At 59.3% G+C, this 16,710-nt stretch carries 12 protein-coding genes; 5 read left to right on the top strand and 7 right to left on the bottom strand.

Going from position 1 to position 16,710, the window contains the following annotated elements; genetic code table 11:
• Positions 1–3 precede the first annotated feature (3 nt).
• On the bottom strand, positions 4–429 hold the full coding sequence (mscL, locus tag ACP7EE_RS14100) for a large-conductance mechanosensitive channel protein MscL (RefSeq protein WP_426204585.1): 426 nt from the start codon (positions 427–429) through the stop codon (positions 4–6).
• 283 nt (positions 430–712) lie between these two features.
• On the opposite strand from mscL, the gene ACP7EE_RS14095 reads away from it, so the two are divergent.
• Both ACP7EE_RS14095 and radA read left to right on the top strand, forming a co-directional pair.
• Positions 713–2,254 carry a catalase gene (locus ACP7EE_RS14095; protein ID WP_426234948.1) on the top strand — a complete coding sequence of 514 codons (1,542 nt, stop codon included), beginning with the start codon at positions 713–715 and terminating at the stop codon, positions 2,252–2,254.
• Between the two features lie 105 nt (positions 2,255–2,359).
• Positions 2,360–3,727: a DNA repair protein RadA gene (radA, locus tag ACP7EE_RS14090; RefSeq protein WP_420648470.1), complete on the top strand. Its 1,368-nt coding sequence runs from the start codon at positions 2,360–2,362 to the stop codon at positions 3,725–3,727.
• Between the two features lie 7 nt (positions 3,728–3,734).
• On the opposite strand, the gene ACP7EE_RS14085 is transcribed toward radA, so the two are convergent.
• Positions 3,735–4,103 carry a PilZ domain-containing protein gene (locus ACP7EE_RS14085; RefSeq protein ID WP_426204581.1) on the bottom strand — a complete coding sequence of 123 codons (369 nt, stop codon included), beginning with the start codon at positions 4,101–4,103 and terminating at the stop codon, positions 3,735–3,737.
• Between the two features lie 140 nt (positions 4,104–4,243).
• Between ACP7EE_RS14085 and ACP7EE_RS14080 the strand changes: the two genes are divergently transcribed.
• The 3 genes from ACP7EE_RS14080 (at position 4,244) to yjiA (ending at position 7,585) form a co-directional block, all read left to right on the top strand.
• Positions 4,244–6,310 (top strand): carbon starvation CstA family protein, encoded by a 2,067-nt coding sequence (locus ACP7EE_RS14080; RefSeq protein ID WP_426234947.1) that lies wholly within the window; start codon positions 4,244–4,246, stop codon positions 6,308–6,310.
• A gap of 15 nt (positions 6,311–6,325) precedes the next feature.
• Positions 6,326–6,523 (top strand): YbdD/YjiX family protein, encoded by a 198-nt coding sequence (locus tag ACP7EE_RS14075; RefSeq protein WP_042561171.1) that lies wholly within the window; start codon positions 6,326–6,328, stop codon positions 6,521–6,523.
• Positions 6,524–6,613: 90 nt separating this feature from the next.
• A complete protein-coding gene (gene yjiA / locus ACP7EE_RS14070) occupies positions 6,614–7,585 on the top strand; it encodes a GTPase (RefSeq protein ID WP_426234946.1) in 972 nt (323 codons plus the stop codon).
• 124 nt (positions 7,586–7,709) lie between these two features.
• Here the strand turns inward: yjiA and ACP7EE_RS14065 are convergent, their stop codons facing one another.
• The 5 genes from ACP7EE_RS14065 to ACP7EE_RS14045 form a co-directional block, all read right to left on the bottom strand.
• The gene (locus ACP7EE_RS14065) at positions 7,710–8,420 is read right to left on the bottom strand and encodes a GntR family transcriptional regulator (RefSeq protein WP_426234945.1); all 711 of its coding nucleotides are present in this window, start codon (positions 8,418–8,420) and stop codon (positions 7,710–7,712) included.
• 25 nt (positions 8,421–8,445) lie between these two features.
• Positions 8,446–9,150: a FadR/GntR family transcriptional regulator gene (locus ACP7EE_RS14060; RefSeq protein ID WP_426234944.1), complete on the bottom strand. Its 705-nt coding sequence runs from the start codon at positions 9,148–9,150 to the stop codon at positions 8,446–8,448.
• 49 nt (positions 9,151–9,199) lie between these two features.
• Positions 9,200–10,513 carry a C4-dicarboxylate transporter DctA gene (locus tag ACP7EE_RS14055; protein ID WP_426234943.1) on the bottom strand — a complete coding sequence of 438 codons (1,314 nt, stop codon included), beginning with the start codon at positions 10,511–10,513 and terminating at the stop codon, positions 9,200–9,202.
• Positions 10,514–10,746: 233 nt separating this feature from the next.
• A complete protein-coding gene (gene glyA, locus ACP7EE_RS14050; protein ID WP_426234942.1) occupies positions 10,747–12,000 on the bottom strand; it encodes a serine hydroxymethyltransferase in 1,254 nt (417 codons plus the stop codon).
• Between the two features lie 703 nt (positions 12,001–12,703).
• Complete coding sequence (locus ACP7EE_RS14045; protein WP_426204575.1) at positions 12,704–16,552, bottom strand: sensor domain-containing protein; 3,849 nt, start codon at positions 16,550–16,552, stop codon at positions 12,704–12,706.
• Between the last annotated feature and the right edge of the window lie 158 nt (positions 16,553–16,710).

Raw genomic sequence — 16,710 nt, 5'->3', positions numbered from 1 at the left:
CAATTACTGCAGATCACCAGGTCGAGTGTTCTGCGCTTTGAGCAGATCACGGATCTCACCCAGCAGTTCTTCTTCTTTGGTCGGCACCGGTGGCAGAGTCGGGGCCACAGCTTCTTCGCGCTTGAGGCGATTGATGGCTTTCACGCCCATGAAAATCGCGAAGGCGACGATCACGAAGTCGAGCACGGTCTGCAGGAATTTGCCGTATGCCATCACCACGGCAGGGATATCACCCTGGGCCGCCTTGAGTGTGATGACCAGATCGCTGAAGTCGACGCCGCCGATCAGCAGCCCGATTGGCGGCATGATCACATCACCGACAAACGACGAAACGATCTTGCCGAACGCCGCACCGATGATGATACCGACGGCCATGTCGACCACATTGCCTTTGACCGCGAAGGCCTTGAACTCGCTAAGCACGCCCATAGTTATTTCCTTGTTACAGATGAGTTTGGTGTGCGCAGTGTAAATCAGCAAAACGCGTCCTGCGCGCAACACCTTCTTACAAAGCACTTTTTATCGACACATCAATCCGCGATTAGTTTGCAAAGTGCCAGCAATCGCGCGCGAAATACTCCGTAAAGCGCTGATCTGGAAGCTATTTTTATCAATCGTCGGGTTTCGATCTTTCTATTTATGTTCTGCGAGCGTGAGCTCTAGCCTCTGTTGGGCGCACCTGGATGCGCTCAATAAAACAGAGGAATCTGATATGAACTCGACTCTTGGGCTGGGAGCTTGCTCCTACGGCCGTACGCTCGGCGTGCTCGCCGCCAGCTTGCTGACCTTCTCCGTGAACGCTGAACCTCTGACCCGCGATAATGGTGCGGCCGTCGGTGATAACCAGAACTCGCAAACCGCCGGCCCTAATGGCCCGGTGCTGCTGCAAGATGTGCAACTGATCCAGAAAATGCAGCGCTTCGACCGCGAACGCATCCCCGAGCGTGTGGTTCACGCGCGCGGGACTGGCGCCCACGGCAGCTTCACCGCAACCAATGACCTGAGCGACCTGAGCAAAGCCAAGGTATTCGCTGTCGGTCAGGTCACTCCAGTGTTCGTGCGCTTTTCCGCCGTTGTACACGGCAACCACTCCCCGGAAGCCCTGCGTGATCCGCGCGGCTTCGCCACCAAGTTCTACACCGCGGATGGCAACTGGGACCTGGTTGGCAACAACTTCCCGACGTTCTTCATCCGTGATGCGATCAAGTTTCCGGACATGGTGCATGCCTTCAAACCCGATCCGCGAACTAACCTCGACGATGATTCGCGCCGTTTTGACTTCTTCTCCCACGTGCCGGAAGCCACTCGCACTTTGACCGAGCTGTACTCCAACTCGGGAACGCCAGCCAGTTACCGGGAAATGGATGGCAACAGTGTGCATGCCTATAAGTTGATAAACGCCAAAGGCGAAGTCACTTATGTCAAGTTTCACTGGAAGAGTCAGCAGGGAATTAAAAACCTGACTCCGAAACAAGTTTCAGAGGTTCAAGGAAAAGATTACAGCCATATGACCAATGACTTGGTGACGAACATTAACCAAGGCAATTTCCCTAAGTGGGACTTGTACATCCAGGCGATGAAACCGCAAGACTTGTCCAAGTTTGATTTCGATCCATTGGACGCCACCAAGATATGGCCGGGTATCCCGGAACGTAAAGTTGGACAAATGGTGTTGAATCGTAATCCAGCCAATGTGTTCCAGGAAACCGAGCAAGTTGCCATGGCGCCGTCTAATGTCGTGCCAGGTATCGAGCCTTCGGAAGACCGGTTATTGCAAGGTCGGATCTTCTCGTACGCCGATACGCAGATGTATCGCCTGGGTGCCAATGCGCTGCAACTGCCAGTCAACGCGCCTAAAGTCGCCGTCAACAATGGCAATCAGGATGGCGCGATGAACGCTGGCGCCAGCACCTCTGGCGTGAACTACCAGCCAAGTCGCCTGCAACCGCGCGAAGAAACGCAAAGTGCCCGCTACAGTCAGTCGGCGCTGCAAGGCAGCACCCAGCAGGCGAAGATCCAGCGCGAGCAGAACTTCAAACAGGCCGGGGATCTGTATCGCTCGCTAAGCAAAAGCGAACGTCAGGATCTGATCGACAGCTTCGGTGGCTCGCTGGCGGGTGCCGATGACGAGAGCAAGCACATCATTCTGTCCTTCCTTTATAAGGCCGATCCGGAATACGGCAGCGGTGTGACCAAGGTCGCCAAAGGTGATCTCAGTCGCGTCGAGGCGCTGGCAGCCAAACTGGTCGACTGAAAAATCGGGGTCTGAGTCAGACCCCGATTCATCCATAAGTCCATAGTTGTGCCGCACTGATCCACGACAGCTGCGTTATCATCGGCGTTTTTGTCGGGGGTTCTCATGGCCAAGGCCAAGCGCATGTACGGCTGCACCGAGTGCGGCGCAACCTTTCCCAAGTGGGCCGGCCAGTGCGGCGAATGCGGCGCCTGGAATACCCTGACCGAAACCATGGTCGAGAGTGGCGGCGCAGCAGCGCCGAGCGGGCGCACCGGTTGGACCGGGCAGCAGGCGCAGATCAAGACGCTGGCTGAAGTCAGCGTCGAAGAAATCCCGCGTTTTTCCACAGCCTCCAGTGAGCTGGATCGGGTACTCGGCGGCGGACTGGTGGACGGCTCGGTGGTGCTGATCGGCGGCGACCCCGGCATCGGCAAATCGACGATCCTCTTGCAGACCCTGTGCAATCTCGCCAAAACCATGCCGGCGCTGTACGTCACCGGCGAAGAATCCCAGCAGCAAGTCGCCATGCGTGCCCGTCGTCTCGGGTTGCCGCAGGACAAACTGCGCGTCATGACTGAAACCTGCATCGAAACCATCATCGCCACCGCCCGCCTGGAAAAGCCCAAGGTGATGGTGATCGACTCGATCCAGACGATCTTCACCGAGCAGCTGCAATCGGCACCGGGTGGCGTGTCGCAAGTGCGCGAAAGCGCAGCGTTGCTGGTGCGTTACGCGAAGCAGAGCGGCACAGCGATTTTCCTGGTTGGTCACGTCACCAAGGAAGGCGCCTTGGCCGGGCCGCGCGTGCTGGAACACATGGTCGACACCGTGCTGTATTTCGAAGGCGAGTCGGATGGTCGCCTGCGTTTGCTGCGCGCGGTGAAGAACCGTTTCGGCGCGGTCAATGAATTGGGCGTGTTCGGCATGACCGACAAGGGCCTGAAAGAAGTCTCCAACCCTTCGGCGATTTTTCTCACACGCGCTCAGGAAGAAGTCCCGGGCAGCGTGGTGATGGCGACGTGGGAAGGCACGCGGCCGATGCTGGTCGAAGTGCAGGCGTTGGTCGATGACAGTCATCTGGCCAATCCGCGCCGAGTCACCTTGGGCCTGGATCAAAATCGTCTGGCGATGTTGCTGGCGGTGCTGCATCGCCACGGCGGGATTCCGACTCACGATCAGGACGTGTTTCTCAACGTGGTCGGCGGGGTCAAGGTGCTGGAAACCGCCTCCGACCTGGCATTGATGGCAGCGGTGATGTCGAGCCTGCGTAACCGGCCGTTGCCGCACGATCTGCTGGTCTTCGGCGAGGTCGGCCTGTCCGGCGAAGTGCGTCCGGTGCCGAGCGGTCAGGAGCGTTTGAAAGAAGCCGCGAAACACGGCTTCAAACGCGCCATCGTGCCCAAGGGCAACGCACCGAAAGAAGCGCCGCCGGGTCTGACGATCATCGCCGTGACCCGTCTGGAGCAGGCGCTGGACTCGTTGTTCGAGTAACGCCGCGCTACAGCTGGATCAATGCGCCCAATTCCCGCTCGAGCTCCTGCGGATCGCCCAGATTGAACTCGATCACGCGCCGCAGGCGTTCAATCGATTCGAGGCTGATGTGCTTGCAGACGAAGCCGAGCTGACCATGGTCATCGTGGGTCAGCAGCACGTCCATCTTGATTCCGACCTCGTCGTTGAGATGGATGTCGACCAGAAAATGCCAATCCGGATTGCCCAGCCATGGCTCGGGCTTCTCGATCAACAGCCCCTTGAGCGACAGGTCGATCAGCTTGACCGGCCAGATGAATTCACCCTGACTCAATTCGGTCCGGGCATCGAACGCGATACGTTTGAAGCGGCGACGCTCTGCTGGGTGCTCGCTCATGGCGCTATCCTCACGAAGGTCTGCTGACTATAGACCAACCTTTGAACCGTCTAGACCAATGTCGGGGTATGGCCTTTGGCGCCAGTAGCGCTAAACTCGGGATGGCTGTCTTTCTTGTCCACCCTGGCTGGAATAAAAAAATGAAAAATAATAATAGCCTGCTACGCCACTTACCCTGGCTGCTGCTGGCAATCGTAGGAGCGTGCGCCCTGGGCGTAGTGGCATTGCGCCGAGGCGAGGCGATCAACGCCTTGTGGATTGTGGTCGCCGCGGTGGCCATTTATCTGGTTGCGTACCGCTATTACAGTCTGTTCATCGCTAACCATGTGATGCAACTCGATCCGCGTCGGGCCACCCCCGCCGTGCTCAACAACGACGGTCTGGACTACGTTCCGACCAACAAACACATTCTGTTCGGTCACCACTTCGCGGCAATTGCCGGCGCAGGGCCTTTGGTCGGCCCGGTACTGGCTGCGCAAATGGGCTATCTGCCCGGTACGCTGTGGCTGATTGCCGGCGTGGTGCTGGCGGGTGCGGTGCAGGACTTCATGGTGCTGTTCATGTCGACCCGGCGCAATGGCCGCTCCTTGGGCGACATGGTGCGTGAAGAAATGGGCCGTGTGCCCGGCACCATCGCGCTGTTTGGCTGCTTCCTGATCATGATCATCATCCTTGCGGTGCTGGCGCTGATCGTGGTCAAAGCTCTGGCCGAAAGTCCGTGGGGCATCTTTACGGTGATGGCGACCATCCCGATCGCGATGTTCATGGGCATTTACATGCGCTACATCCGTCCGGGCCGCATTGGCGAGATCTCGGTGGTCGGCGTGTTGCTGCTGCTGGGTTCGATCTGGCTTGGCGGGCAGATTGCTGCCGATCCGGTGTGGGCCAAGGCGTTCACCTTCACCGGTGTGCAGATTACCTGGATGCTGGTTGGCTACGGTTTTGTTGCCGCTTCGTTGCCGGTGTGGCTGATTCTGGCGCCGCGCGACTACCTCTCCACGTTCCTCAAGATCGGTACCATCATCGCTCTGGCGATCGGCATCCTGGTAACCATGCCCGAGCTGAAAATGCCCGCGCTGACCCAGTTCGTCGACGGCACCGGGCCGGTGTGGAAGGGCGGTCTGTTCCCGTTCCTGTTCATCACCATCGCTTGCGGTGCGGTCTCGGGTTTCCATGCACTGATCTCCTCCGGCACCACGCCGAAGCTGCTGGATAACGAAACCAACGCCCGTTACATCGGTTACGGCGGCATGTTGATGGAGTCGTTCGTAGCGATCATGGCCATGGTCGCCGCCTCGGTGATCGAGCCAGGCGTGTACTTCGCCATGAACAGCCCGGCGGCAGTCGTCGGCAGTGATGTGGTGTCGGTTGCACAAGTGGTCAGCAGTTGGGGCTTCGCGATCACGCCTGAGGCGTTGCAAGCCGTGGCGCACGACATCGGCGAAACCACCATTCTGGCGCGTGCCGGTGGTGCGCCGACGCTGGCGGTCGGTATCGCGCAGATCCTGCACAGTGTCCTGCCGGGTGAAAACACCATGGCGTTCTGGTACCACTTCGCGATCCTGTTCGAAGCGCTGTTCATCCTCACCGCAGTAGACGCCGGTACCCGTGCCGGACGTTTCATGCTGCAGGATCTGCTCGGCTCCTTCGTTCCGGCCCTCAAACGTACTGAATCCTGGACCGCCAACCTGATCGCCACCGCCGGTTGTGTGGCGATGTGGGGCTGGTTGCTGTATCAGGGCGTGATCGATCCACTGGGCGGTATCAATACCTTGTGGCCGCTGTTCGGTATCTCCAACCAGATGCTGGCCGGTATCGCGCTGATGCTCGCCACCGTGGTCCTGATCAAAATGAAGCGCCAGCGCTACATTTGGGTCACCTTGCTGCCAGCCACCTGGCTGCTGATCTGCACCACGACTGCGGGCTTCATCAAGCTGTTCGACGCCAACCCGGCGATCGGCTTCCTGTCGCTGGCCAAGAAATACAGCGATGCGCTGGCCAATGGTCAGGTGCTGGCTCCGGCAAAAAGCGTAGAACAGATGCAGCACGTGATCTTCAACGCTTACACCAACGCAACGCTGACCGCGCTGTTCCTGTTCGTGGTATTCAGCATCCTGTTCTATGCGCTCAAAGTCGGCATCGCCGCCTGGGGCAAAAAAGAGCGTACGGATAAAGAATCGCCATTCCAGGCGCTGCCGGATGCGTAACCAGAGGATTGCAGCATGTTCAATGACCTGAGTCGCCTCGGTAAATACCTCGGTCAGGCCGCGCGCCTGATGGTCGGCATGCCCGACTACGACACCTACGTCGAGCATATGCAGAACAAACACCCGGACAAACCGGTGATGAGCTACGAGATGTTCTTCAGGGAACGTCAGGAAGCTCGCTACGGTGGCAAGGGTGGGCCGAAGTGCTGTTGATCTGACAGCCTGAAGTCGATGCAATCCCCCTGTGGGAGCTAGCCTGCTAGCTCCCACATTTGTTTTGTGTTTTTAAAAGGAGATCGTGTTTTGTCCTCTCCCATCCCGGTCACGGTGCTCAGCGGTTTCCTCGGCGCCGGCAAGACCACATTGTTACGCCACCTGCTCAAAGCCGAGCACGGCCTGAAAATCGCCGTGATCGAAAACGAATTCAGTGACGCCGGCATCGACACCCAGTTACTCGGTGATGAGCCGGTGCAAGTCATGACCCTGGCCAATGGCTGCGTGTGCTGCACCATTCACACCGATCTGACCAAAGCGCTCTATCTGCTGCTCGAACGTCTGGACAGCGGCGAAATCGCCTTCGACCGCCTGGTGATCGAGTGCACCGGGCTGGCCGATCCGGCGCCAGTCGCGCAAACCTTTTTCATCGATGAAGAGCTGCGCGAGCGTTACCTGCTCGACGGCATCATCACGCTGGTCGATGCGGCCCACGCCGATGTACACCTGACCCAGACCATCGCCCAGGCACAGATCGGTTTCGCCGACCGCCTGCTGGTGAGCAAAACCGATCTGGTGGATGAGGCTACGTTTACCGCGCTCAGCGAACGCCTGACTCGCATCAACCGCCGCGCGCCGATCCGCGTGGTCGAACACGGCAGCATTGATCTGGCCGAGCTGCTGGATGTGCGCGGCTTCAACCTGAATGCCGATCTCGGCGGCGGCCTGAGTCTGCGTCCGGTGAGCAAAGCGCCTTCCATCGACCGCATTTCCAGCCTGGTGCTGCGCACCGATCAGCCGCTGGATATCGATCAGCTCAGCGAGTTCATGAACGAGCTGCTGGAAGAGCACGGCAAACAACTGCTGCGCTACAAAGGCGTGCTGAACATTGCGGGTGAGGATCGGCGGTTGGTGTTTCAGGGGGTGTTGAAACTCTATGGTTTCGACTGGGACACTGAATGGGCCGAGGGTGAGGCGCGGGAAAGTGTGATTGTGTTTGTTGCCGATGATTTGCCGGAAGAGAAAATTCGGGCGGGGTTTGCCAAGGTGGCTGCGGCCTGATGTTTCTTCGGCGTCAGTGATGACGCCATCGCGGGCAAGCCCGCTCCCACAGGGTTTTGGGTTGAACACCTAATCTGTGTCCACCCTCAATCACTGTGGGAGCGGGCTTGCCCGCGATGGCGATCTAACCGACGGCACAATGCTCAAGGGATGAACTCAGGAGAGTCTGCTCAAGATGATCCAGATGTTGATTCATCAGCATCCCAGCTCTCGCCGCATCCCTACGCTCCACCGCCTCGACAATCGCCAAATGTTCCTGCCACGCGCAACAGCCGTGCGTACTTTCAGCTGAGCGCGCAATCGCCAGTGAGGTCAGCGGCACCAACGTCGAGAGAAAATGCGCTAACGGTGCATTCCCCGCCATTTGCGCCAAGCGCAGATGAAACTCCCCGGACAAGCGAATCGCCGCGCCCCGGCGATCCTGTTCCACCGCCGCGCGCTCGCGCTCGATCAGCGCTCGCAGGCGTTGCAAACCCTCGGGCCGCGCATGCTGGCAGGCCAGCCGCACCAGCGTGCTTTCGGTCAGGCGGCGTGCGTGCAGTGCCTGACGCGTGTGTTCCAGATCCAACGTGGCCACTTTCGGTCGATGATTGACCCGCAAAACGATGATCTGCTGATGCGCCAACTGCGTCAGCACTCGGCGCACATCCGCACGGCTGACCCCGAACATCTGCTTCAGGCTGTCTTCAGTAAAGCGGCTCGCCGGATCAATCCGCTGTTCGAGAATCGCATCAAACAGCCGTGGATACAGATCATCCGCCGGTGCATCAAAACGAGAGAAGGGCAGGGCAGCCGAGTTCCGGCGATCGTGCAACGGTGTGGCAAGACTGTTCATGGCCTGTCTCCAGTGCATGGCGGGTTCAGCTACCGAGGTTGTCGTCCGGGATGTTCAGTTCGATGCCCATCCGCTGGCCTTCACGCAAGATGTGCCGGCGCATTTCGGCGCTGGCCTGCGCGCTGTTCTTACTGCGGATTGCGCGTACCACGGCTTCGTTTTCTTCCAGCCGCTCGGCCAGATGCTCAGGTGAATTACGCAACACCTCGGCGCTTTGCTTGAGGGCGTTGCTGGTCTGCTGCACCACGCTCTGGAAAATCGGGTTCGAGGTCAGGGTGAACAGTTCTTCGTGAAAGGCGATGTAAGCGCTGACTCCCGCCTCGCTGTCGCCGGCTTCAAGGGCTTCGCGCATGTCCATCAGGGTCAGGCGCAATTGCCCGACTTCCTTGCTGCTGATCGACTGCGCGACCAGCCCGACGATAAACGGCTCCAGCGTATAGCGCAGTTGCAGCACGTCTTCGAGGCTGGCCCCGGCCACTGCGCTGTTGTGGCTTTGGCTGTCATTGAGTTGCGCGTCGAGTACGACCACGCCTTTGCCCGGCATTGAGCGGACCAGGCCAAGGGTCTCCAGCACGATCACCGCTTCGCGCAGGCTCGGGCGGCTGATGCCCAGTTGTTCGGCCAGTTCGCGCTGGCCCGGCAGCATTTCGCCGGAGCGCCATTGACCACGGGCCAATGCGGCGCGGAGTTTTTCTACGACTGAGTTGACGACTGTTGAAGTGCTGATCACGTGTTTGCTCCATGAGCCGTGCCTGCTTTTATACAGGCACGGTATTCATTCAAAATTCTTTGGCGGCCGCTTGCCCGGCCGGTTTTCTCGGTTGAAAGGTATAGCCGTGCTGTCCGTCGAGCACCTTGTTCGCCCGTTGCACATCAATGTCTTTTTCCCAACGGGCGATGGCCACCGTAGCGACGCAGTTGCCGATCAGATTGGTCAGCGCGCGGCCGATGCCCATGAACCAGTCCACTGCCAATACCAACACCAGACCGACCACCGGGATTGCCGGAATCGCCGTCAGCGTCGCGGCGAGAATCACCAACGCCGAACCGGGAATGCCGTGCGCGCCTTTCGAGGTGATCAGCGACACCAGTAGAATCGTCAGCAGATCGGTCATCGCCAGCGGGGTGCCGGTGGCGTTGGCGATAAACACGATGGCCAGCGTCAGGTAGATCGAAAAACCGTCGAGGTTGAACGAGTAACCGGTAGGAATTACCAGGCCGACCGTCGAGCTGCCGATGCCGAGATGTTCGAGTTTGCGCATGATTTGTGGCAGCACGGCATCGGAGGACGCGGTGCCCATCACGATCAGCAATTCCTCACGCAGGTACTTGAGCAGCGGCCACATGCGCAACCCGGACAGGCGCATGACCAGACCGAGGATCAACGACACGAACGCCACGCAGGTCAAGTAGAACAAGCCGACCAGACTGCCCAGATGTTGCAGCGAGTCGAGGCCATATTTGCTGGTGGTGAAGGCGATGGCGCCGAATACGCCAATCGGCGCCAGACGCACGATCATGCCCATGATGCGGAAGATCACATGGCTCAATTCGTTGATCAGCCGCGAAATCCCCGAAGCGGCTTCGCCGACCAGATTCAGTGCGCTGCCGAACAGCACCGAGAACAGCAGCACTTGCAGAATGTTGTTGTCGGCAAAGGCGCCGATCACCGAGGTCGGAATCAGGTCCATCAGAAATTGCGTCGTGGTATGCATGTGCTGGCCGCGCTGGGCGATGTCGCCCATGTCCGCAACTGACAGTTGCTCCAGATGGATATTCGCGCCGCTGCCGATCCCGGTGGTGAAGGCGAATACCAGGCCGATCACCAGCGCGATGGTGGTCAACACTTCAAAGTAGATCACCGATTTGAGGCCAATGCGCCCGACCTTCTTCAGATCGCCCGCGCCGCTGATGCCGCTGACCACCACGCAGAACACGATCAGGCCGATGAGCATCTTGATCAGTTTGATGAACCCGTCGCCAAGCGGTTTGAGCTGGGCCGAGTATTCAGGAAGGGTCAGCCCGCAGACGATGCCGAGCACCAGTCCGAGAACCACTTGAAGGAAGATTGAACGCGAGCACCATCTGAGCATGGGAGGAATCCTGGTCGGTGTCCTGGTTGCCGTACGCTGCGCGTATCAGATTCAGGACTTAATTATTGTGGTCTTACCGGTATGTCCAGTGCGGGTGCAGTCTACGCTCGGTTTTTTTCGGATGACAAGTGAAAATAATGAAATTGGCATGACCGGTCTGACCAGTGGCTTTCGACAGGCGAAAAAAAACCGGCCATCACTGGCCGGTTTCATGCTGCGGATTTAACGTCGCATCAAGCGCCGTATACCGGCAGTTTCTTGCAGATGGCTTTGACTTTCTCACGAACGGCGTCGATCACCGCTTCGTTATTCAGGTCAGCCAGGATGTCGCAGATCCAGCCGGCCAGCTCTTTGCACTCTGCTTCCTTGAAGCCACGAGTGGTCACAGCCGGGGTGCCGAAGCGCAGGCCGGAGGTGACGAACGGCGAACGTGGATCGTTAGGCACAGAGTTCTTGTTCACGGTGATGAAAGCTTTGCCCAGAGCGGCGTCAGCATCTTTACCGGAGATTTCCTGCTTGATCAGCGACAGCAGGAACAGGTGGTTTTCAGTACCGCCGGAAACCACGTCGAAACCGCGCTCGATGAATACGCTGGCCATCGCCTGGGCGTTTTTCACCACTTGTTGCTGGTAAGTCTTGAACTCAGGCTGCAACGCTTCCTTGAAGCAGATCGCTTTGGCGGCGATCACGTGCTCCAGCGGGCCACCCTGGGCGCCCGGGAATACGGCGGAGTTGAGTTTCTTCTCGATGTCGGCGTTGGCGCGAGCCAGGATCAAACCGCCACGTGGACCGCGCAGGGTCTTGTGGGTGGTGGTGGTCACGACGTCAGCGAAAGGTACCGGGTTCGGGTAAACGCCAGCGGCAACCAGACCGGCCACGTGAGCCATGTCGACGAACAGGTACGCGCCAACCTTGTCAGCGATTTCGCGGAAGCGCGGGAAGTCGAGGATCTGCGAGTAGGCAGAGAAACCGGCCACGATCATTTTCGGCTTGTGCTCAACCGCCAGACGCTCGACTTCGTCGTAGTCGATCAGGCCGTTGGCGTCGATGCCGTACTGCACGGCGTTGTACAGCTTGCCGGAGGAGGAAACGCTGGCACCGTGGGTCAGGTGACCGCCGTGGGCCAGGCTCATGCCCAGGATGGTGTCACCGGCCGACAGCAGAGCCAGGTAAACGGCGCTGTTGGCTTGCGAACCGGCGTGTGGCTGAACGTTGGCGTAATCAGCGCCGAACAGTTCTTTGGCGCGGTCGATGGCCAGCTGCTCAACGATGTCGACGTATTCGCAACCACCGTAGTAGCGCTTGCCCGGGTAGCCTTCGGCGTATTTGTTGGTCAGAACCGAGCCTTGAGCCTCCATCACCGCTGGGCTGGTGTAGTTTTCCGAAGCGATCAGCTCAATGTGTTCTTCCTGACGCTGAGCTTCTTGCTCCATGGCGGCAAAAAGATCGGCGTCGTACTTGGCAATAGTCAAATCACGGCTGAACATGGCGGTCCTCAAGGATCGGGGGCAGAAAAGGGGGGCATTCTAACCCAATGGGTTTTGGAAGGCATATGAAAGGACATCATGTCGCAGACAAGTGGCTTTCATGACCGGATAAGAGGTATCAGTGCTGGGCAGAGAGCTCGCAGCCTTCGGCAGCTCCTACAGTAATCGCGATAGTCCGCAGATTCACTGATTGACATCAATCCCTGTGGGAGACAGCCTGCTGGCGATGGCTGTTTTTCAGGCGGTGGGGTTGTTTCTGGCTGGGTACATATCCGTTGCTGCGGTAACGGCCGCTTAGGGTTCCGCCCTGACGGCGGGTCACCTTTTCCAAACGCCGAAAAGGTAACCCAAAAGGCTTTACCCTGACGTTCGGCCCTCGCCTAGGCTCGGGTTCCTTCGCTGCGGGATTGATCCGGGCGCATCGCCTCCGGTTTGCTTCGCTGCACCTCCTCTCGATGTGTTTGGCTGCGCCAAACGGTCGCTGCGCTCCCACCCCCGGATCAATCCCTCCACTCCGCCTGCCGACGGGCCGGTGGATCAACGTCAAAAGCAGGCGAGCTGACACTCGGCCTAATGGTGAACACCGTCACTGTGGGAGCTGGCTTGCCAGCGATGGCGGCCTAATAGCCGACCAGTCTCTAACAGATGTACCCAGTTCCAACTGTGGGAGCCAGCCTGCTGGCGATGGCAGCACCGCAAAATCTCAGTCAAACATGAACAACGCATCATTACTGAACTGCGCCTCGAACCGGCTCGCCGGCATCGGCCGTCCGAACAGATAACCCTGCACCTCATCGCAACCGTGCTCGCGCAGGAAATCCAGCTGCTCATGGGTTTCCACGCCCTCGGCGATTACCGCCAGATTCAGGCTGTGCGCCATGGCGATGATCGCCCGGGCAATCTGCGCATCCTGTTCGCCAGACGGCAGGCCATCAACGAAAGTCCGGTCGATTTTCAGCACGTCGATCGGGAATTGCTTCAGGTAGTTCAGCGATGAATAACCGGTGCCAAAGTCATCGACCGCAATGCTCAGGCCGAGATTTTTCAGGCCGGCGAGAATCTGCATCGCCTCGCTGACTTCGCGCATCAGGATACTTTCGGTCAGTTCCAGTTCCAGACACGCCGGTGGCAACCCGGTTTCGCGCAAGATCGTGGCGATCCGCGTGCCGAGCTGGCCGTCGGAGAACTGCCGCGCCGAGATGTTCACCGAGACCTTCGGCACGCGTACGCGATTCTGGTGCCAGGTCTTCAGTTGCCGGCAGGCTTCGCTGATCACCCAGTCGCCGACGTCGACCACCAGACCGAGCTCTTCGAGTACCGGAATGAAATCCCCCGGTGGCACCAGTCCACGACGCGGATGACGCCAGCGCAGCAGAGCTTCGGCGCCGGTCAGGCGTTTGCCGTCGCCGCTGAATTGTGGCTGGTAATACAGCACAAATTCGTCCTGTTCCAAGGCATGGCGCAAGTCGCTTTCCAGTTCCAGACGTTCGAGGGCACTTGCGTTCATATCGGCCTGATAGAACTGGAAGTTGTTTTTGCCGCGCTCCTTGGCGTGGTACATCGCGGTGTCGGCGTTCTTCATCAACTGGCTGAGTTCGTTGCCATCCTGCGGACTCAAGGCGATGCCGATACTCGCGGTGACGAAGAATTCGCGGCCCTCCAGCACGAACGGTTTCACCAGGCTCGCGAGAATCTGCTCGGCCACATGGATCGCGCGGTTCAGCGCCAGTTCGCGGCTGGCGCGATGTTGCAGCAGCAGCGTGAATTCATCGCCGCCCATGCGCGCCACGGTGTCGTCATCGTCGACGCAACCGAGCAGGCGTGTGGCCATTTCCTTGAGCATGCGGTCGCCGGCGGCGTGGCCGAGGGAGTCGTTGATCGGCTTGAAGCGGTCAAGGTCGAGGAACATCAGCACCACCCACGACTTCTGCCGTTCGGCCGATTGCAGCGCCGTGTGCAGACGATCCTGGAACAGCGTGCGGTTGGGCAAATGCGTCAGCGCGTCGTAATAGGCGAGGCGGTGGATGCGTTGTTCGCTGGCCTTGCGCTCGCTGATGTCGCTGAAGAAGCACACGTAACTGGCCAGATCGCCCTCGTCGTCGAGCACTGCGGTAATGCCGACCCAGGCCGGGTAATGCTCGCCGTTTCGCCGCTTGAGCCAGACTTCACCTTCCCAGGTGCTGTGTTGGTGCAATTGTTTGAGCACGTAGCGCAGATGTGCGTCCTGCTGCTCGTCGACGGTGAGCATGTTTGGCAACTGGTCGAGCACTTCGCTGACCGCGTAGCCGCTGACCCGACTGAAGGCTTCGTTGGCCTGCACGATGTAACCGGCCGGATCGGTGATCAGGATCGCCGAAGTCGAATGCTCGAAAACCGTGGCGGCCATGCGTAGATCTTTCTCGGCGCGGCGCTGCTGGCTGATGTCGCGGCCGACACCGAGCACGCCTTCGAACGCACCTTGTTCATCCCACACTAATACCAGACGCAGTTCGATCGGGATCTTGCGGCCATCGGCCTTGAGGCAATCGAACAGGAACAGTTGGGTCTGAACCTGATCGCGCAACAGCGCCAGTTGCTCCGGTTTGTCCAGCGCCTTGCTGACGCGATCCATCAGCTGATAGATGCCGCTCAGTTGCTGCGGGTTGGCGATGGTCGATTGCCAGCCGTTCTGGAAAATCCACTCGACGTCATAACCCAGCACCGCTTGCACCGAAGGGCTGACGTAGTTCAGCGAGAGCTTGCTGTCAGTGGAGAAAATCACGTCGCTGATACTTTCCGCGAGCATGCGGTAGCGCTGCTCGCTGTCGCGCAGCGATTCGCTGGCCTCGATCTGCTCGGTGATATCCTTGGCCACACCGATGATGCGCGTGACCTGATCCTGCTTGTCGCGAGCCAGTGCCTGTTCACGAATGTCGAAACGTCGCCACTCGCCGTCGCGATGGCGGAAGCGCAACTGACATTGCAGCAACTGGCTGTAACCGGCGTGACGCTGCATCTGGCGCGAGCGATGGTAGTAATCGGCGTCTTCCGGGTGCAGGAGGATTTCCCAGAAGTACTCGCCCATCTGATGCAGTTCGGTACGGTTGTAACCGAGCGTCTGGCCAAGGTGGTGGTTGCTGAAAATCATCCGCTGGCTGATCACGTCCTGCACATACAGATGATCCGGCACGGTGCGCACGACGTCCGACCAGAAGCCTTCGCGCTCCAGCAGCGACAGTTCTATCAGCTTGCGGCTGGTGATGTCGTTGATGCTGAGGATCACCGCGCGGTAATCGTGACGCTCTTGCGGCAGGCGCAGCACCAGCCACAGATGCTGGTCGCGACCGTTGATGTCCGGCAGTTTTATTTCCAGTTCCAGCTGCTTTTGCTGCTGGAGTACCGCGTCGAGCACTTGATTGCCGATTGCACACTGGCTGTGCGGCTGGCCGTCGATCAGCAGTTGCCAGGCGTGGTCGCAGGAATTGACGTTGAGCAGTTGCAACGCCACCTGATTGACCTCGGTGATGCGCAGTTCCTGGAGCAATTGCTGGCGCTGTTGCGGCTGATCGAGCCAGGCCTTGAGCTGGTCGCTGGTCTGCAACTGCGCCTTGTCGAACGCCTGCTTGAGCCCCGACAGGTCGAGCACGCACAGCGCGACGCCGGTGCCATCGAAAATGTCCTGATAACGCCGCCGACCTTCATGCAGCTGACGCTGACGGCGGCGCATGTTCAGCAGTGCGATGAATGGCAGCAGCGAGAACGCCAGACCGAGCAGGCATTTGCCGATGAACGCCGGCAGCAATTGTTCGAGCACATGCTGGCGGTCGAACAGACCACGCAACTGCCAGTCGCTGCTGCTCAGTGGTACGGTCAGCACGCTGTTGGCCATGTCGTCCGGGGTCAGCGTACTGGTCTTGGCCGATGGCAGGCCTTCGTCGCGGCTGATGATCTGATGGTTGATGCGGTTTTCCACCAGCCACAGCGGACGGATACCGGTTTCCGCTTGCTTGGTCAGCGAAGCAAAGAACGTCGGGGTCAGGCGCAGCGCCCAGTAACCGCGCGAACTGCCGCTGGCCTGATGCAGCAACAGATGCACCTCTGAGCCGTCGTCGGCGTTGCTGAAGTAATGCGCCTGTGCGCGACTGCGCCTTACCAGTTCGCTGAGGTAATCGGCATCGTGGCTGTTCGCGTCGCTGTCGCTGAGGACTTTGCCGGAGGGCGTTAGTAACGCCAGGCTGCGCAGATCCGGCAGCGATTGCTGCAGTTTGCGCAGCAGAGCCTGTTGTTCGTCGGCGGTTTGCGGTTGTTCGAGGATCGGCAGCAGATTCAGGGCGATCTGCGCGTTCAGCGCCATGTTCAGGCTGACTTGCGCGGCGAGGTCGGCGGTGTAGTCGATGGTGTACTGACGCTGATTTTTCTCGGTTTCGCGCAGTTGATCGAGCAACTGCCAGAACAGCAGGGCCAGCAACAACAGGACCAATGTCGCCAGTGCGCCCTTTAATGTTCCGCGCAGGGGCGAGCCATTCGCAGGCTGAGGTGCGCTCACGGAAACGGGCGGCGTGACATTCGACAAGCTGTAATCCTGCGGTCTGGCTGGACTGGCGCGACGTGCACTATAAGCCGGACGCCCAAAGGGCGGCTAGCATGCCTTGAGTTGTGGCGAAGTGCCAGCCCCGCTCGGCTGGACTGCCACCGGTCATTAAGGTAGCTTTGCCGGTTACGCGGGAGCGT

The sequence above is a fragment of the Pseudomonas sp. TWP3-2 genome (assembly GCF_049897765.1).
Lineage (GTDB): Bacteria > Pseudomonadota > Gammaproteobacteria > Pseudomonadales > Pseudomonadaceae > Aquipseudomonas.
Note: the sequence above shows the minus strand (reverse complement) of the source record. Positions and strands in the feature narration are given on the sequence as shown.

Bases quoted from the DNA above. Each gene is read 5' to 3' on its own strand.
- mscL (WP_426204585.1), bottom strand. From the start codon at position 429: ATGGGCGTGCTTAGCGAGTTCAAGGCCTTCGCGGTCAAAGGCAATGTG.
- ACP7EE_RS14095 (WP_426234948.1), top strand. From the start codon at position 713: ATGAACTCGACTCTTGGGCTGGGAGCTTGCTCCTACGGCCGTACGCTC.
- radA (WP_420648470.1), top strand. From the start codon at position 2,360: ATGGCCAAGGCCAAGCGCATGTACGGCTGCACCGAGTGCGGCGCAACC.
- ACP7EE_RS14085 (WP_426204581.1), bottom strand. From the start codon at position 4,103: ATGAGCGAGCACCCAGCAGAGCGTCGCCGCTTCAAACGTATCGCGTTC.
- ACP7EE_RS14080 (WP_426234947.1), top strand. From the start codon at position 4,244: ATGAAAAATAATAATAGCCTGCTACGCCACTTACCCTGGCTGCTGCTG.
- ACP7EE_RS14075 (WP_042561171.1), top strand. From the start codon at position 6,326: ATGTTCAATGACCTGAGTCGCCTCGGTAAATACCTCGGTCAGGCCGCG.
- ACP7EE_RS14065 (WP_426234945.1), bottom strand. From the start codon at position 8,420: ATGAACAGTCTTGCCACACCGTTGCACGATCGCCGGAACTCGGCTGCC.
- ACP7EE_RS14055 (WP_426234943.1), bottom strand. From the start codon at position 10,513: ATGCTCAGATGGTGCTCGCGTTCAATCTTCCTTCAAGTGGTTCTCGGA.
- glyA (WP_426234942.1), bottom strand. From the start codon at position 12,000: ATGTTCAGCCGTGATTTGACTATTGCCAAGTACGACGCCGATCTTTTT.